This window comes from uncultured Aquimarina sp., assembly GCF_947500065.1.
Taxonomy (GTDB): Bacteria; Bacteroidota; Bacteroidia; order Flavobacteriales; family Flavobacteriaceae; genus Aquimarina.
In genome coordinates this window covers 71,856-90,244 of record NZ_CANMQT010000003.1, presented here as the reverse complement: position 1 = coordinate 90,244, position 18,389 = coordinate 71,856, and the positions used below count along the sequence as shown (strand labels likewise).

The 18,389-nt window shown below is 31.2% G+C and carries 16 protein-coding genes; 8 read left to right on the top strand and 8 right to left on the bottom strand.

Going from position 1 to position 18,389, the window contains the following annotated elements; genetic code table 11:
- Positions 1-2: 2 nt before the first annotated feature.
- The 8 genes from Q0975_RS10475 to menA all read right to left on the bottom strand — a co-directional run bounded on the left by Q0975_RS10475 (position 3) and on the right by menA (position 10,443).
- Positions 3-2,234, bottom strand: a complete 2,232-nt coding sequence (locus Q0975_RS10475; protein ID WP_299436174.1) for a TonB-dependent receptor plug domain-containing protein — start codon at positions 2,232-2,234, stop codon at positions 3-5.
- Between the two features lie 263 nt (positions 2,235-2,497).
- On the bottom strand, positions 2,498-3,205 hold the full coding sequence (locus tag Q0975_RS10470; protein ID WP_299436171.1) for an SIMPL domain-containing protein: 708 nt from the start codon (positions 3,203-3,205) through the stop codon (positions 2,498-2,500).
- A 115-nt stretch (positions 3,206-3,320) separates the two neighbouring features.
- Positions 3,321-5,450: a von Willebrand factor type A domain-containing protein gene (locus Q0975_RS10465; RefSeq protein WP_299436168.1), complete on the bottom strand. Its 2,130-nt coding sequence runs from the start codon at positions 5,448-5,450 to the stop codon at positions 3,321-3,323.
- A gap of 104 nt (positions 5,451-5,554) precedes the next feature.
- Positions 5,555-6,670, bottom strand: a complete 1,116-nt coding sequence (locus Q0975_RS10460; protein ID WP_299436165.1) for an AMP-binding protein — start codon at positions 6,668-6,670, stop codon at positions 5,555-5,557.
- Between the two features lie 66 nt (positions 6,671-6,736).
- Positions 6,737-7,651, bottom strand: a complete 915-nt coding sequence (locus tag Q0975_RS10455; RefSeq protein WP_299436162.1) for a CPBP family intramembrane glutamic endopeptidase — start codon at positions 7,649-7,651, stop codon at positions 6,737-6,739.
- A 14-nt stretch (positions 7,652-7,665) separates the two neighbouring features.
- Positions 7,666-8,706, bottom strand: coding sequence for an o-succinylbenzoate synthase (locus tag Q0975_RS10450; RefSeq protein WP_299436159.1), 1,041 nt, complete (start codon positions 8,704-8,706; stop codon positions 7,666-7,668).
- Positions 8,706-9,386 (bottom strand): metal-dependent hydrolase, encoded by a 681-nt coding sequence (locus Q0975_RS10445; protein ID WP_299436156.1) that lies wholly within the window; start codon positions 9,384-9,386, stop codon positions 8,706-8,708. Before Q0975_RS10445 ends, Q0975_RS10450 begins: the two co-directional genes overlap by 1 nt.
- 109 nt (positions 9,387-9,495) lie before the next feature.
- On the bottom strand, positions 9,496-10,443 hold the full coding sequence (menA, locus tag Q0975_RS10440; RefSeq protein WP_299436153.1) for a 1,4-dihydroxy-2-naphthoate octaprenyltransferase: 948 nt from the start codon (positions 10,441-10,443) through the stop codon (positions 9,496-9,498).
- A gap of 84 nt (positions 10,444-10,527) precedes the next feature.
- Between menA and Q0975_RS10435 the strand changes: the two genes are divergently transcribed.
- The 8 genes from Q0975_RS10435 to Q0975_RS10400 all read left to right on the top strand — a co-directional run bounded on the left by Q0975_RS10435 (position 10,528) and on the right by Q0975_RS10400 (position 18,386).
- Entirely contained in the window at positions 10,528-11,715 is a 1,188-nt protein-coding gene (locus tag Q0975_RS10435) for a helix-turn-helix domain-containing protein (protein ID WP_299436150.1), read from the top strand.
- A 160-nt stretch (positions 11,716-11,875) separates the two neighbouring features.
- Positions 11,876-13,579: an alpha-amylase family glycosyl hydrolase gene (locus Q0975_RS10430; protein ID WP_299436147.1), complete on the top strand. Its 1,704-nt coding sequence runs from the start codon at positions 11,876-11,878 to the stop codon at positions 13,577-13,579.
- Between the two features lie 135 nt (positions 13,580-13,714).
- Positions 13,715-14,212: a DoxX family protein gene (locus tag Q0975_RS10425; RefSeq protein ID WP_299436144.1), complete on the top strand. Its 498-nt coding sequence runs from the start codon at positions 13,715-13,717 to the stop codon at positions 14,210-14,212.
- 39 nt (positions 14,213-14,251) lie between these two features.
- Positions 14,252-15,133: a DUF2807 domain-containing protein gene (locus Q0975_RS10420; protein WP_299436141.1), complete on the top strand. Its 882-nt coding sequence runs from the start codon at positions 14,252-14,254 to the stop codon at positions 15,131-15,133.
- Between the two features lie 368 nt (positions 15,134-15,501).
- Positions 15,502-15,882: a hypothetical protein gene (locus Q0975_RS10415; protein WP_299436138.1), complete on the top strand. Its 381-nt coding sequence runs from the start codon at positions 15,502-15,504 to the stop codon at positions 15,880-15,882.
- A 237-nt stretch (positions 15,883-16,119) separates the two neighbouring features.
- Entirely contained in the window at positions 16,120-16,737 is a 618-nt protein-coding gene (locus Q0975_RS10410; protein WP_299436135.1) for a VTT domain-containing protein, read from the top strand.
- A 66-nt stretch (positions 16,738-16,803) separates the two neighbouring features.
- Entirely contained in the window at positions 16,804-18,042 is a 1,239-nt protein-coding gene (locus Q0975_RS10405) for a mechanosensitive ion channel domain-containing protein (protein ID WP_299436133.1), read from the top strand.
- Positions 18,043-18,110: 68 nt separating this feature from the next.
- Positions 18,111-18,386: a DUF3817 domain-containing protein gene (locus tag Q0975_RS10400; RefSeq protein ID WP_299436131.1), complete on the top strand. Its 276-nt coding sequence runs from the start codon at positions 18,111-18,113 to the stop codon at positions 18,384-18,386.
- Positions 18,387-18,389 lie beyond the last annotated feature (3 nt).

Sequence of the window (18,389 nt, the reverse complement as noted above, 5' to 3'; positions counted from 1 at the left end):
TGCTAAATTTTAAAACTGGTAAATATTATATTTCTATTTATAGTATCCAAATTGATTAGATGTGTCGTAAGTTTTACATTTTGTCGACCAAAATTGGAATACACTTTAATTCTAACAAATTTTGGGGCTTTAGAATCAGGTTTATAATTATCAGGAACAATTAAATTAAGAAACCATTCTCCTTTATCCGTTTCTGATAAAACGAATTCTTCCGAATTATATCCTCCTTTTAACTCTTTTAATAAGGTTTTCTTGTTCTGTTCTAAGGTGTGACTAAGATTAAAGTATTGCTTTTTGGGATTAATATATTGCAACTCATATTCTGTCTGAGGATGGGACCATTCTACAACTACTCGTACGTCATATTTTGGTAACACAAAGTATTTTGATGGTATATTTTCAGTCTTCCAACCTTGGTTTCTTTTTGATAATAATAATTTAAAATCATTAGAGATTTGATCATTTAAACCACTAAATGAAGGTATTTCCTTTATTTTACGATTTACTATTTTGTTAAATTGATCAATAGAATTTTGACTTTCCTTTCCTTGTGCATAGTTTTTAGCTACATCAAAATAAGTTTGTGATAATGACGGAGAAACTTTAATAATACGAGTATATATCTCCTGTGCATTATCATACAATTGATACTTTTCGAAAGTAAAAGCTACAATTTTTAAAATAGAAGTATCATTAGGAAATAACTCTACTAAATTCGATAAAATCTGAATCCCCATATCTGATGCCCCTTCATCAAAAAAATAAGAAGCACTCTCCACAAAAAAGTTTACATCGTCTAACTTTGTTGGTTGTAATGACAGATAATGATTATATGTTTCTTCAGTACTAGTAAAGGTTTCTAATCTCTTTATATAATTAGAAACTGGAAGATTTTCAACTACCAGATTATCTTTAAAAATCTTATAGTCTATTACAAGTTTTTCTTCTTCTTTCTTTTTAGGGGTATACTTTGATTTTCCAGATTTAGTAGTCACAATTACTACTCCGCTAGATCCTAGCGAACCATACCTATTCGTTGCTGCTAATCCTTTGAGGACAGTAATATCGGCAATATTATTAGGATCTATAAAATCCATGTTTGCACTAGAAGTTATCGAACTGCGAGGTATTGGAACACCATCAATAACAAACAAAGGATAATTAGTCAATACAAAAGATCCAAACCCTCCACGAATCTGCATTTGACCCGCATCATTGTTATTTCCCATTTTTACTCCAGCAAACTTTCCAGCCATAGCAGATCCCAATGTAAATTCATCATCACTTATTTCATCAGCACTAATATTCTGAACATCATAACCTAATGAACGCTTATCAACCATTCTGTCCCCTATAATTACTTTTTCTTGCCCGTCATCAGATTTATTGGATTTTATAAAAACTGTCTCCAATACATTACCAGCATCCAGCATCTGTACATCGATTAATTTTTCATTTCCTATTTCTATACTGATCTTTTTTTTCGAAACATAATTAAACAACAATACATCTCCAGGATCTGCCTGAATTGTATAACTACCATCTTCTGCTGTTATCGTTGTTATATCTTTATTTACAATGGTAACAGAAACACCGGACAATATTCCTTTTTCATCTAACACAGTTCCTTTTATATAATTTTTATCTGTATCAATTTTTGAAACAAATTTCAATCTTGGTAGTATCTTTTCTTCTTTAATAGCCTTTACACTTTCTACTATATTAGATTCAAGTAAATTTACATAATAACCTCTGTTGTAAAAAGCCGTTTCATATAGAAATTTCTTATCAATATCTTTTTGGTTGCTAACGGTAATTATTCTAGGACTGTACAAACTAGATTTTAAATCTTGTAAATAACTTTTACCATCAGAAAATAAGAGTAACATATCTCCTTGTACCTTTGTGTCTACTAGGCTAAAGCTGGCAGCACTGTCATAGGTAACTTTTTGTAATTGTGACTTAATGGGATTCCAATTACCCGTTTTCACATCAAAATCTCCTTTAAACGTAATCAAAGTGTTAAAAACAACTAGTTTAACCTTGGAGTTTGGAAAAGTTTGAAAAAATGCGTCTAGAAACTCTAGTTCTTTGTTAATATCCTTATTCTTTTGTGAAAGAGAAGCATCCCAATAAATTACGATATCTTTTTCCTTCGAAATATTCGCAAAAGAAGTATTAAAAAAAAGTAACGAACTAAATAGCACTCCAATAAGAATATATGATTGTTTCATAATTTGTGTGTTTTTTATTTTCATATACAAGTATGATATAATCAAAATTCTATTACTTCGGTAAGTCAAACTTTGACGGTTCTAACAATTAGTTCCTTAATGTGCTAAACGTTACCATAAATTTGGATATTTTATGCTACTCAATATCAATAATTAGGATAAAAATTAGATGAAATAATTATATTGAATAAATGTATCACAAAAAAGAGACACCTGCAATGCTTTGCCTGTGTCTCTTTTATCATAAAATAAATTACTTTCTTTTACAACAATATAAATTTTATAGATACACCATATGTAAGCTCAATTTTTTTGAAACTAGCTCTGGGAACTTCAGCTATTGCCCTTCTGGAAGCATAAGAATTAGAATTTAATTGATAATTTATGTTTGATTGAGAAGGTTGATATGCATTGCTTAATTCCTGAATATAAATAGCTTTTCCTATTTCCTGATCAATCGCCGCTGTTAAGAAAATCGCTTTTTCCCTAGCTGCTTTAATCGCTTTTATTTTCACATCTTTTCTAAATTTTTCCATATCAGAATGATCAACTCTATCAACAGAAACGTTAGAAATATTATTTTTCTCTAACGCAGCAATAACATTCCCTACTTTTTCAGCATCTTCAACCAAAACTTGATATTCTCGACTTTTTCTAATATCAGTCTTTTTAAGGAAACCAAAATTAAAGGTACTTGAGAAATCAGCTACTGAAACATTTTTTTCTATGTCAATACCTATTTCTTTTAGTGTCATTATCATTTTCTTTTCTAGTATTTCTACTTTCTCTCTCCCTTTATTATCATTTTCATTCAAAAACACCTTTAAATAGATTTGATTAGGGATGATTTTCATTTCTGCTCTTCCCGTAACATCAATATAATTTTGATCAATAAAATTTTTCCCATTGGACACCTGACTAAAACCATATGTAATAGTTAATAGCAATATTAATAGTACAATCTTTTTCATTTAATTTATTATATAAGATTAATAAAGTATAAGTTATTACTATTTTCTTTTACATCAACACTTTTCTAAAAACATATGTCAAAAACAAGCAGAATATGAACTCGTTTAATTGAGACTACATTACCTGATAGCTATTCATCAACCGAATAAATTCTGCTCTATATCCTTGATTATCTGTTGCTTTATTTTCTTCCGCTAACGCAATGATATCTTTAATATCTTCATTACTAATGTATTTTGATTTCCTGATTTTCATCCCAAACCATGCTACAGAAGCTGCAAATTTAAAATCCTTTGACACCTTATTTTCTTTAGTTTTCAGTACATGTACCATCTCTATACTTTTGTTTTCTTGAGGTTTCTTATATCGAAACTTTACTGTTAATAATTCATCACCATAATTTTTAGTGATTTCAGCGTCTGTATATTTAAGCTCTGGAATATGCATTAGGTATTCGCTTTTTACTCCAAACGGAATTACTTCATATAACGCAGTAACTGTATGTCCACTACCCAATTCACCAGCATCTTTAGTATCATCCACAAAATCTTCATCTGCAAGCATTCTATTTTCATATCCTATAAGACGATATGCCTGAACTTTTGCTGGATTAAATTCTACTTGAATCTTTACATCTTTAGCTATTGTATACAGAGTTCCTCCAAATTCTTTACCTAGAACTCTTTGAGCTTCCTGCATAGTATCTATATACGCATGATTCCCATTACCTTTATCTGCCAAAGTCTCTAGTTTGCTATCTTTATAATTATGCATTCCGAAACCTAAACACGTTAAGAACACTCCGGATTTACGTTTTTCTTCTATTAAAGTTTTCATATCTTTATCACTACTCATTCCTACATTAAAATCCCCATCTGTAGCAAGAATCACTCGATTATTACCATTTTTTATAAAATTTTTCTGTGCAATCTTATAGGCAAGTTGAATACCAGCTCCTCCTGCAGTAGAACCTCCAGCACTAAGATTATCTAATGCCTGGTTAATTTCATTTTTATATGCTCCAGATGTAGGTTTTAATACCATTCCTGCAGCTCCTGCATACACTACTATAGAAACCTTGTCCTTCTCTCTTAATTGATTTACCAATAATTTGAAAGCTTTCTTCAGTAATGGTAATTTATTAGCTTGATTCATAGAACCGGATACATCCAATAGAAATACCAGATTGGATGCAGGAATTGCATCTTGTGGAATTTCCCTTCCTTTTAAACCAATTTTCACTAATTGAGTTTCAGTATTCCAAGGAGTATTACCGTATTCCGTATGAATTGCAAAAGGATGATCATCTTTTGGTTGCTTATAAGCATACTCAAAATAGTTTATCATTTCTTCCACCTTTACTGCATCTGCTGGAATTTGCTGCCCATTATTAATCATTCGTCTTACATTACTATAAGACGCTTTATCCACATCGATAGAAAATGTAGATAAAGGAGATGTTTTTACTTTTTCAAAGCTGTTTTCCACAATCTCTTCATATGATTCATTGTTTTCTATTTTATAATTCCCTTTATGTGTGGTAATCACAATACATCCATGAATCGCTCTTGTTCCATATAGAGAAGTAGCTTTTTTATCTTTTAGAACTTTTACATCAGCAATTTTGGCAGGATTAATATGCTGAATCTTTGCTACATCTTTATTTGCTATGGCTATTCCATCTATAATATAAAGAGGTTGCTGAGTATTAGAAATACTGCTGTTACCTCTGATTCTAATAGCATTACTTGAAGTTACATTAGCTGAATTGCTAGTTATTGAAACTCCGGCTATTTTTCCGCTAAGTTTATTTTTCCTATCTCTTTTTCTTTCTCTTCTTGATCTAGGTTTAGAAATTTCCTGACTAGAAACCCTAGAAACCGCATACCCCATAACTTTTCGTGTTCTTCGGGCACCATAAGCTGTAACTACAACTTCATCCAGTTCTGCGGCGGATATAATCATCGAAACATTAAGAATAGTCATATTTTTTTCTACTTTAATATCCTGGTTTTCATATCCCAAATAAGAAAAGGATACAATATCACCAATGGTCGATTGAATGCTGTAATTTCCGTCAAAATCTGTTTGTGTTCCTGTGTTAGCACCTTTAATAAGGACATTTACTCCAGGCAAAGGAGTTCCAGTTCCATCCTCTGTTACGGTTCCTGCAACCGTTATTTGTTGAGCAGTAGTTATTCCCATACAAAAGAATAATAAGATAAGGTAGTGTAGTGATTTCATAATTGATTGTTTTTAATTATGAAATAAAACTACGCTGAGATGTATCTAATTACAATCTATATTTAGGGAAGTGATAATTTGACTGAGGGAAAATCCTTAAGTAATTAGGATAGTTTATTATAAATAAGCTCTAGTGTCTTAGTGCGTTGTACCTTACCATTATCAGTTTCTATAAATTTTGGTAAGAAATGAATCTCCTTTGGATTTTCGTATTTGGATATCGTCTGTATATGTTTTATTCTTTCTTCTAAAGTTTCTTTTACCTTTACATCACCATCTCTTTCTACTATTAAAATCAGCTTATCACCTAAGACATCATCTGAAATACTGGTAATAAAAAAACGGTGTCCAATAAGCAATTGAAGTTTTGTTTCAATCTCTTCAGGATATAATTTAACACCACCACTATTAATCACATTATCGTGTCTTCCTTTCCAGATGAATTTTTTATAGGTTTTCAAATCCACAACATCATTGGTCACTATCAATTCTTCATTTAATTGAGGTGCTCTTATGATTAGGCAATTTCTTTCATCTACACTTAAAGTAATATTAGGTAATGCCTTAAAATATTTGGCATCTTTTCTTTCTTTTTTCTTAGGGTTAATTCTTCTGGCAGCAATATGAGTTACCGTTTCCGTCATTCCATAGGTTTCAAAAATCTTTGTTTTAATTCCTTGGACTAATTCCTTAAGATTTTCAGACACTGTTCCTCCTCCTACTATTAACTTCTTAATCAAATGTAGTCTATTGATAGAATTATCAAGTTGTAAAGGAACCATTGCACAAAAATCGTATTGCTTATACACAGTATCCAAAGGATTGGTTTTGGGAGGAACTAAATCAATTTTCCATCCTAAAACCATTGCACGCACTAACATCATCTTTCCGGCAATATATGTAGCTGGCAAGCATAATAAAGCGGTAGTTTCTTCTTTTACCTTAAAGAATTTACCAGTAGCTTTAGCACTATTGATCATGTGCTGTTTATATATTTTTATTTTCTTAGGCTTACCTGTAGAACCTGATGTTTGAACTATAATATGATCTTTATCATTCAACCAATCCAAAAGAAAACTACCAACTTCTTGTTCATAAAATTCTCCTTCTTTAATAAAATCATACGCAATTCGTTCTAAGCCTAAATTATCTAGAGACTGTTTATTGATACTGAAATTTTCATGTACCCTAGGAGTAGAAAAAGTGTCTTCTGTTAGCATATCCAAATTTCAATTTTCTAATATATTCACAGGTTATGATTACGTAAATTATGTGTTATGAATTTGTTATTTTTCCTCTAGTAAAGGTTCTGCTTCTATTTTTCCAAACAACTTATCTTTCCATCCAGACCACTTATACTTTTTAGCTAAAATCAATAAAAATATAGGAAATACCACCAATACTGGAATCATAATCTCAAAATTAATCTCCGGTTCTGCTGTATACAATAATAAAGAATCTGTTTGAAAAGCTGTCCAGGTAGATGTTACCAACAAGGCAGTTACCAAGTTATTTGCTGCATGAAAACCTAATGCTAATTCTAAACCTTCATCCATTAGGGTTATTATCCCTAAAAAAAATCCGGTTCCAATATAATATACCATAATAATAGGACCAATCATCTCTACTTCAGGATTAGCGGAGTGCATTAGTCCAAAAATTACAGAAGTTAATAATAATGGTATCCATCTTGTTTTTGTTGCCAAACCTAAACCTTGCATCAAATATCCTCTAAACAAATATTCTTCAAAACTGGTTTGTATCGGGACTAGAATGATAGCAATTGTAGCAAGAATAAAAAATGGTTCAGCATTGAAATTTATCTCATAATCTTCTGGGACCATGAAATAGGTTATTCCTGTGGTAATTAATATATATAGTGCCATCAATCCGAACATAAAAAAGACCCGTTTCCAATCTATCTTTTTTCTGGAAGTAGTTAACGATCTGATGCTTTGCTGATGAACATACTTTACCCAGAAAAATAATGCTCCAAGGAATACGGCAAAAACAATAAGGTTTTCTGCAAAAAACCTATTCTTACCTTTAGCTAGGATTTGTTTTTCCATAAAGGCATTCATATCCAGATCCATTATGGATGCTAACCAAAAATTTAATCCCATTAAACCTAAAAAAGCTATTGGTATTGGAAGATACTTCCACATTCCCAATTTTCCTTTTCTTCCTTGTTCTATATACATCTACAATTATTTTATTAATCTAAATATGATACTTTCCATTCGTTCTTTGGTTCATATCGCAATGTGCCTTTTTCTACTATCAAAGGAGCTTCTATATTATTAGTATATAGACTTCCTGTTCCTAACCCTTGTGGCATTTCGCTATGTAAGCTATAGGTATACTGGGCAATAGCATTTAATCCTATATTACTTTCTAATGCACTTGTAATCCACCACCCTATGCCTAATTCATCTGCTATATCGATCCACTCTTGTGTACCTCTAAACCCTCCTATCAAACTTGGTTTTAAAATTATATATTGAGGTTGTATAGTTAGTAGTAGTTTTCTCTTTTCTGTTACACTAAAAATGCCAATTAACTCTTCATCCAGTGCAATTGGCAAAGGTGTTGCCGCACATAGTTTTTTCATTGCTGCTTGCTGTCCTTGCTTAATTGGTTGTTCAATACTATGAAGTTGATACTCATATAATCTCGATAACTTTTCTAGTGCATCATTTGTATTAAAAGCACCATTAGCATCTACTCTAAGTTCTATGGTATCCTCAGAAAACTGAGAACGTATATAAGAAAGAAGTTCTAATTCTGCTTCAAAATCAATCGCTCCTATCTTCATCTTTATGCAATCAAACCCTTGCTCTAATTTATCGGTAATTTGATTTTTCATAAATTCTTTCTCACCCATCCATATTAATCCATTAATAGGAATAGTATCTTCTCCACTAGTAAACTTAGAAGGAAATAATAAAAATGGTGATTTACTTTCTAAAGATCTAAAAGCCATCTCCACGCCAAACTGGATACTAGGAAATTCTTTTAGCTCTTTCCAGAGTTGATTAGTGCCAAGATTAATGTTAGTACATGTCCACTTCAGTTTTTCTTCATAATCAGGCCTATCATCGATACTTAAAGTTCTTAGGATACCACATTCACCAATACCTTGTTTTCCTTCAGAAGTAATAACAATAAACCAGGTTTCTTTTGTTTTCAATACTCCTCGAGAAGTACCACTTGGTCTTTTAAATTCTAAAATGTGTTTATAATAGGTCGCTTTCATTATAATACGATACTATCACCAACTTCTAACAACATAAGATCTTTATTCTTAGCAAAAAACTTTCTTTTAGCTTCATCTTTATCAATTTCTATATATCCAAAGGTATCATAATGAACCCCCAATACTTTATCACATTCTACAAAATCACTAGCAATAATTGCATCGTCAACTCCCATAGTAAAATTATCTCCAATAGGCAATATTGCTAGATCCAATTTAGTAGATAAAGGGATTAATTTCATGTCCATTGTAAGTGCTGTATCTCCTGCTATATATACATTTTTATGTTCTCCTTCTATAATAAAACCTCCTGGTTGACCTCCATAACTTCCATCTGGAAAGCTACTTGTATGAATTGCATTTACGTATTTTACTTTCCCAAAATCAAACTCCCAATTTCCTCCATGATTCATAGGATGCACCTCTATACCTTTTGCCTGATAATGTGTAGCAATTTCATAATTAGAAACAATGATTGCATTATTGTTTTTTGCAATAGCTTCCGCGTCTAATGTATGATCTTGATGAGCGTGAGTTAATAATATGTAGTCAACTTCAAAATCGTCGATGTTTAATTTGTCTTTGGTCAATGGATTACCCGAAATAAAAGGATCAATTAATACTTTAGTTTCTTTGATTTCTAGCAACAACGTATTATGACCGAAAAAAGTAATTTTCATTGTGTGAGGTTTTTGCTTATTATATATAGATCCCGCTCTACAGTGGGATAAGTTCCATTAACAATTTTAAATTCGCTTTACAAGCTCTTTAAAACTCAGTGTCACTAAATTATAAAATCTGACCTAAACTAAATAATATGGCTAACAAAAAAGTTGATAATGCTACTTTTTTTAGTTCAGGATCTAAATTCACTGTGTTTTCAGTTTTAACAACTTTAATTAAATGAACTAATAATGGTATATAGGCTATTAAAAATAGTAAATTAGTATAATCTTCATAGGTGAAAAATAAAAAGAAAAGCATCACCGCCATGGCTCCTAGGATTAGGAAATAATGATACATTTTTGCTCTAATCAATCCCATTTTTACTACAATCGTGTTTTTTCCAGCTTTTTTATCGCTATCGTGATCTCTCATATTATTAAGATTTAATACAGCCGCGCTTAAAAAACCAATCGTTATTGCCGGAAGAAATACAATCCATTGCAAATTTTTGGTAAATAAGAAATAGCATCCTACCACACTAACGAGTCCAAAAAATATAAATACAAATACATCTCCTAAACCTCTATAACCGTAAGCAGAGTTCCCCATTGTATACTTTATAGCTGCAATGATTGCTGCTAGACCTAAAAGAAAAAAGAAAACTGAATACAAAAAATATGCTTGCCCAAAAGACACGTAAATGAGTAAAATAGCAAGAGCTAATGTGATAATCGCAGTAATAACAATACCTCTAAACATTTCTTTTTGAGAAATAGCACCACTCTGTAACGCTCGTTGAGGCCCTACTCTATCTTCATTATCAGTTCCTTTTACTCCATCTCCATAATCATTAGCGAAATTAGAAAGTATTTGTAATCCTAAGGTCGTGAGTATAGCTAAAAAGAAAATATCGGTAATATAAAAATTCGGACACCCAAAACAACAAAAAAAACCATCTAATGATTCTATTTTATCTTTATGTCCCATTGCTGATCCAACAATAATTCCAGATACAGATAAAGGTAAGGTGCGAAGTCTTGCAGCAGAGATCCAAGCTTTGAATTTAGTCATTCTAATTAAATTATAGTCAAAGGAACAGTATTTTAATTAAAAAAAAAATAAAAAATACTTCTGTGAATTATTTAAATTAGCATTATGCCAATTCCAATACCTTTAGAATTTCCATCTTTCAATTTATATAGTACACCATTGTTATTATTGGTATTACAAGCCTTTGTGTTTGCTTTCCTTCTTTTAGGAAGATATTTCAAAAAGAAATATGTTTCGGCTTTAATATTGGCCATACTCATTTTTATTACGGGATATCATAGAACAACCTATACTATTGGTTTTATGGATTGGTATGATACCTATCGTACTACAAAAATTAATTATTGGCTTATTGCCTTATCATTGGCGACAGGCCCCTTACTTTATTTTTATGTCAAATCCATAACCACTTCTAATTTTAGATTTAGAAAAAAGGATTTCATACACTTTATTCCCGTTGGTATATATGTCATATATAAGATTTCTATTTTTGTATATGATGCCGCTCAACCGGGATTTGGTGATACACAAAATGGGTATCTAAAAGTGTTTCTGGATGAAAAATATGTAAATCCATTGATCGGAATTGTGGAGAATCTACAGATGTTATTATATCTGGCATTTACTATTCAACTTTATTACATGTATCGAAAAAAAATTCAGCAGTTTTTCTCTAACACCTATAGTTTAGAGTTAAACTGGATTAGAAATTTTCTTTTCATCTATTCTTTTCTCTTTTTATACAGTGTTTTTCAAGGAGTTATTGACTCCATTATTACTGACTTACATTGGACTCAACGATGGTGGTATCATTTTTTTACTGCAGTGGCGATTATCTACATCGGAATTAAAGGATATTTTACGGACACTAATAAATTGAATAATTTAAACTTTTCAGTCACTGTAAAAGAAAACACTACTCTTCAACCAACTGAATTGAGTGAAGACATCCTTAAGAATAAAGAAAAAATTCAGGAATTTATGGAAAATGAAAAACCTTTTCTTAATCCTGATTTGAACCTTACGGAACTTTCTAAAATGCTAAAAATCCCTGCACCAACCTTATCAGATACCATCAATACAGGATTTGATAAAAACTTCAATGATTTTGTAAACTCATATCGAGTTAGAGCCGTACAAACAATGCTCCAAGAAGGAAAACAACAACAATTATCATTATTAGGAATTGCTTATGAATGTGGATTTAATAGTAAAGCAACCTTTAATCGAGTTTTTAAAAAACTAACAACTACCTCTCCTTCTCAATATTTAGCATCACAAAACAACCCTTGATTTTGTGATTTTTATGAATTTCGCAATTCCCTAGACATGGTTTTTTATGTGCATTTTTATAGATTAGCAGCTTAAACCAGTATTTATTATTGTTTCAAATCTTCTATTACCACTTATTATTTTGGAAAAAAAGAATATTTTGAAACGTAAAATCAAACACATGAAGCATTTATTAACAACTAGCTTTTTGATATTATTTAGTGTTTTTATTTCTTGTAAAAGTGACACTAAAGAAACATCAGAAAAAACCGCAATTACAGAATCAAAAACTATTAAACCAGTAGCAACAGAAAGTATGCCTTTTATTTGGGAAGGCGCAAACGTTTATTTCCTTCTTGCTGATAGATTTAAAAATGGAGACCCTACCAATGATGAAGTTCTGGAAAGAACTAAAGAAACAGGAGTTTTACGTGGTTTTGAAGGTGGAGACATAAAAGGTATCATCCAAAAGATCGAAGATGGATATTTTAAGAATTTAGGGATTAACGCACTTTGGGTAAACCCTTTGGTAGAACAAATTCATGAAAGTGTTGATGAGGGTACCGGTAACACCTATGCTTTTCACGGATATTGGGCAAAAGACTGGACCACCATCGATCCAAATTTTGGAACCTATGATGATCTTAAAAAATTAGTTGAAGTCGCTCATCAAAATGATATTAGAATCCTTATGGACGTGGTTATCAATCACACAGGTCCTGTAACAGATAAAGATCCCGTTTGGTCGGATGATTGGGTACGTACCGGTCCACAATGTACCTATAAAGATTACGAAACTGCGGTAAAATGTACTTTAGTGGAGAATCTTCCTGATATAAAAACAGAGAGTGATCAAGAAGTAAAACTCCCAGAAGCATTGGTTGCTAAATGGAAAAAAGAAGGAAGACTTGATGCGGAGTTGGATGAATTAGAAATCTTTTTTGCTAAAACAGGTCTTAAACGATCTCCAAAAAACTACATCATTAAGTGGTTAACTGATTATGTTAAGGAACTAGGAATTGATGGATATCGTGTGGATACAGTAAAACACGTAGAAGAAGGAGTTTGGAGCGTATTAGCAGAACAAGCTAAGCTTGCTTTTTCAGAATGGAAGAAAAACAATCCTAATAAAGTATTAGATAACAATGAGTTTTATGTCCTAGGAGAATTATATGGATACGGAATTGATGGAAAACGTTTTTATGATTTTGGAGATCGTAAAGTAGATTATTATGCTAATGGATTTGATAACCTAATCAATTTTCAGTTCAAATATGATGCAAAACGATTAAGCTATGAAAAATTGTATAGTAAATACAGTGCTGCAATGCAAACGGGTTTAATTGGTAAAAGCGTAATGAATTATATCACTTCTCACGATGATGGAGACCCATTTGATAAGGAAAGAAATAAAACCTTTGAATCTGCTACTAAACTTTTATTAACTCCTGGCATCTCTCAGGTATATTATGGTGATGAAACAGGAAGATCTTTGATCATAGAAGGAGCACAAGGAGATGCAACACTGAGATCTAATATGAACTGGGATGATTTAGAAAAAGAAGAAACTAAAGAATTATTACAGCATTGGCAAAAACTAGGGAAATTCAGAAAAGATCATCCAGCGATTGGTGCAGGAAAACACAAAATGATTAGCGAAACTCCTTATGTTTTTTCTAGAACTTTCAGTAAAGCTAATGCCAGTGATGGTGTTGTAATAGGATTAAACCAAAGAAAAGGTACAAAAACCTTAAAAGTTAGTTCAATCTTTAAAGATGGTGCTGTTTTAACAGACACCTATTCTGGAACAACAGCCACTGTAAAAGAAGGAAGTGTAACGATAAAATCTGATTATGAAATTGTACTGTTAGAAGCTAAAAAGTAGTACGTTAACATACTGTCTCACTTTAAATAGGACGGCTCAAATTATAATTTGAGCCGTCCTATTTTGTTTTGGGGCGCAGGATTCAAGACTGATTAAGACATTTGGAGCATCAAATAATCTAAAATCATTTCAGTCATGAAAAATGTAATTAAAAAAATTATCGCTCCGATCACTATGGAACATTGGTCTTCGGATTTACTATTTGCACTCCCAAGAATAATCTGTGGCTATTTATTAGCAGTAAATTTTGGAGGAAGTAAATTCGGAGTACCGTGGAGTCCTGAAGGATCTCCTGATCTTGCTTTTCTAGAAGTTGTAGAGTGGTTTCCAAAAGATATTGCAGAATACGGAGGAGTTTTCGCAATGTCCCCAGTCTTCTTTGCCTGGATAGGTGCAGCAAGTGAAGCTATTGGAGGTGTATTCCTCGCTTTAGGTTTCAAAACCAGAGTCGCTTCTTTCTTCATTATGTGTACCATGTTAGTCGCAATCATCTTCCAGAAATCCGATAGCGGAATATGGGGTATGTTACCCGCATTTGGATTCTTATGGATAGCTATTTACAATTTAATCTTAGGTTCTGGGAGATTCGGAATCGATTATTTAATCACAAAAAAGTGGTTTACTAAAAACTAATCACAACATTATTAAAAACTTAATTCAAAATATAAAATCATGAAAAAACTTATAAATATAGTGTTACTAGTAGTTGGATTCACTGCCACAGCACAAATAAAAGGAAATAAAGAAATTACAACCAAAACCTTTGATGTTACTACCATTGAAAACATAAAGATCAATTTTTATGCTCAAGTAATTATTGATCAATCTAAAGAAGAAAGTCTTACAATTACCACAGATGCTAATCTTTTTGATTACATAGAGAAAGAAGTAGTAGATGGTACTTTACATTTGAACCAAAAAGAATGGATACAGCCTTCAGAAAATGCAAAAATAATTATCGGAGCTCCTAATATAAAAAGAGTAGAAAGCGGAACTCACGATATAACCAGAATTATTAACCTTGATAATGATTATATTCAGGTTATAGCGCCAATAGGTAAAATCTTTATAGATGGTAAAACAAAAGAACTACGCATTGCAGCAGAACTCGCTGCTATTGATGCATCTGGTCTGATTGCAGAAAATGCAAGAGTAGATATCTGGAGTCGTGGTTCTGCAAAAGTGAATATTACAAACGAATTAGACACCAAATTAAGCAAAGATGCAAAACTTAGTATTTTAAATACTCCTAAAACGATTAAAGGTGATGCGAAAAAAATAGCCATTAAAAAGAATAAAGCTAAAAATCCTTCCGCAAACTATATAAAGTTTAAAATTAAAAACAATTCTTTAACAAGGAATAACTTTTTAGTTATCGGCCCAAAACCAGATGGATCTACGTTTAGCTATGGTTTTCCGATGATGCCACAGACTATAAGAAAAGAAAACTGGACAACGGGAACAAAAGTTTATAAAGTTAGTACTCTTGGAAAAAGAAAATTATTAATAACAATTAAAGAAGAATATAAGGATCTAACTGTTGATTTATTTTAAATACGAAATACCCCAAGAAGAACTTACCTCCTGTATTCAAGGAGGTAAGTGTTGGGGAAAACAAAAAAAGTAAGGGAAAAATTGTAATTGGAATACTTTTCAAAGATAAAGAGGATTAACGAATTTTGGTTACGGTTAAACCTCAAACTTTAGCCGGAATACTAGCACAGCAAGGCGTTTTACTGAATAACCTATTATAAAACAGTTAATTACAGGGAAAATTCCTCCATTCATCAATTGTTGCTTTTTGAAAAAAAAATTTATTTAACATTAAAAAAAAAATTAATTGTTTTAAAAGATTTTAAAGATTTACATAAAGAGTTAAATTTGCCGTAATCATTTTTTAAACCAAACTAATTCTATAATCCTTGGAAAATAAAAAGGCACTCAAATTAATTGACAAAATTCTGACAGATCTGGAAAAATCCGGAATCAATACAAACACACTAATTGAAGATCTTAAAGCATTGAGATCCTATGCTTTAGAACAACAAGTACCTCTAGTGGTTAAGGTATTAAGACTTACCTACGAACATATCGAAGAAAATGATAGTTTCTTAATCCCGATTCCTGATGATGAACCTATCGAAGATGTAGAAGAAGGTGAAGAAAATGAAAAACCATTAGAAAAAAGTGATGATGTAAATCCTGTTGAAAGTCTAATGTACCTTATTTCCTTATTTAAGGATTTAAAAAACAAGATGAATGTTATGGATTTAGCTGATTATAGGGATGCCTTAAATGCTTAGAATATAAATAGAACGAATACTTTCTCTGATATATAATAAAAAAACCTTGATTTTTCAGGGTTTTTTTAGTTTACATACACAGGTTAAAGTGTTTATGAAATTAATTATAACAACAATTTTATAAGATTCTATTCATATATTGTAATTATAACAACAAATTTTCGACAAACTTTATGATTTTTTAAACGTGAAAAAATCAATTAAATATTATTTTTGTCCCCTTGTGGAAAAATTGTTATGAAAATGAATCCCCGATCTGTAAAAAAAACACGATTGCAATTACTGCATCAATATTATAGTTATACAGGTTTCTATAAATTCTTAGGAACTAGCTTAAAAAAAGCACTACCACCAATACTGTTATTTATAGCAGGCCTGCTGCTGCTTAACTATTTCGTTATTAATATCAATGATTTACTGATTTATGTAACAGAAAATTACGCTGATTATATAGTTTTTGGCGTGTTTTTTGCGTCTGAATCTTTTTTAGGCTTGATCCCTCCAGAAATTTTTATTGCTTGGAGTGATAAAGCATCCAGTCCAATTTTATACCTCACTATATTAGCTATGTTATCATATGCAGGTGGTATTATATCCTATTATATTGGAAAATTAATCACTAAAATACCTTCAGTGCATGATTATCTGGAGGTAAAAATGGCTAAACATATCAAAAACACTCGCAAATGGGGTGGTTTTTTAATCGTTGTTGGAGCTTTACTTCCAATACCATTTTCTATTACTAGTATTGCCGCAGGAATGATAAAGTATCCATTTATCAACTATTTACTTTTTGGATTATTACGCTTTGTTAGATTCTACTTATATGCAGTTGCAATATTTAATCTGGTATAAACTTGTTTAGGAAAACTCTTCAAGCTTAATTTGCACACTATCTAATTATTGATTGATTTATATTTTATGGAAGAGTTAACACGTTATTTTTATAAACTCCTAGTAAACAATGGAGTTTCTGAAAGTATAGCAGAGTATCTAAATGTAATTATAGGTTTTTTCGCATTATTAATAATCGTATATGTTTTAGATAGAATTATTAGAAAAGTAATCTTAAACCTTTTCAAAAGATACGCTTCTAAATCAAAAAACACTTTTGATGATTATTTGGTAAAGAATAAGACTTTCGATTATTTGTCTCATATAATACCATTATCGATAAGTATATGGATAATACCAAAGCTTTTTATAGCCTTTCCTATTGCAGAAGGTTACTTAGAAATTCTCTTTGATATCTTTGTGATTGCTCTGGTCATTTGGATTGTAAGAAGTATTCTTAGAACCTTTAGGGATTTCTTAAAATCCTTAGAATCTTTTAAGGATAAGCCAATAGATAGTTATGTCCAGGTCTTTATGATTATTGTATGGCTAATTGGAATAATTTTTATCTTTTCATCCATTACTGGAAAATCTATCTGGACATTTTTAACAGCTCTTGGAGCTATGTCTGCTGTTATACTGCTGATATTTAAAGACACTATCCTGGGTTTTGTTGCTAGTATACAAGTAGCTGTAAACGATACCGTAAGAATTGGTGATTGGATTACAATGGCTAAATATGGAGCAGATGGAGATGTAATTGAGATCAATCTATCCTCCGTAAAAGTTCAGAATTTTGATAAGACTATCACCACGATCCCTACCTATCACTTAACATCTCAATCCTTTAGGAATTGGCGAGGAATGATGGATTCTGGTGGAAGAAGAATTAAAAGAGCTATTTTAATAAAAGCTTCGAGTATTAAATTTTTATCAGAAAATGATGTAGATCGTCTTAAAAAAGTAGAAATAATTAAAGAATATCTTGAAGAAGCACAGCATAAAGTAACATCTTTTAATACTGAGCATCAAATTGATAAGGAAGTTTTAATGAATGGTCGCAACCTATCAAATATGGGGGTGTTTAGAAAGTATGTAGAATCATATCTAGAGAGTCATCCGTATATCAATAATGAAATGACTATTATGAGTCGACAATTAGCTCCTACTGCTCAAGGTACTCCTTTAGAGATCTATGCTTTTAGTAATGATAAAGTCTGGAAAAACTATGAGAAAATAGTAGCGGATATTTTTGATCATTTATTATCGGCTATTCCTTATTTTGATCTTGAAGTATTTGAATTAGATTATAGTAATAAAAAATAGATAATAGATAGCACAACTATATCTATAACGTTTTAAATTTGTGTATTACTTTTATTAAATAAAATTTTATGGTTAGTATTTTCAGGTTAATTAGTTATCTCGAAGGAATTTCATATTTACTTATCTTATTTATCACTATGCCATTAAAATATTTGTTCGCATCACCAGAACCTAACAAAGTGATTGGTATGGCACACGGTTTTTTATTTCTTATTTATATCGTATTTGCTTTTTTAGTAAAACCAGAAAAAAAATGGAATAATAAAACCTTAGGAATTGTTTTATTATGTTCTGTAATTCCATTCGGAACTTTCTGGATGGATGGAAAGTATTTGAAGAGTTAGGAT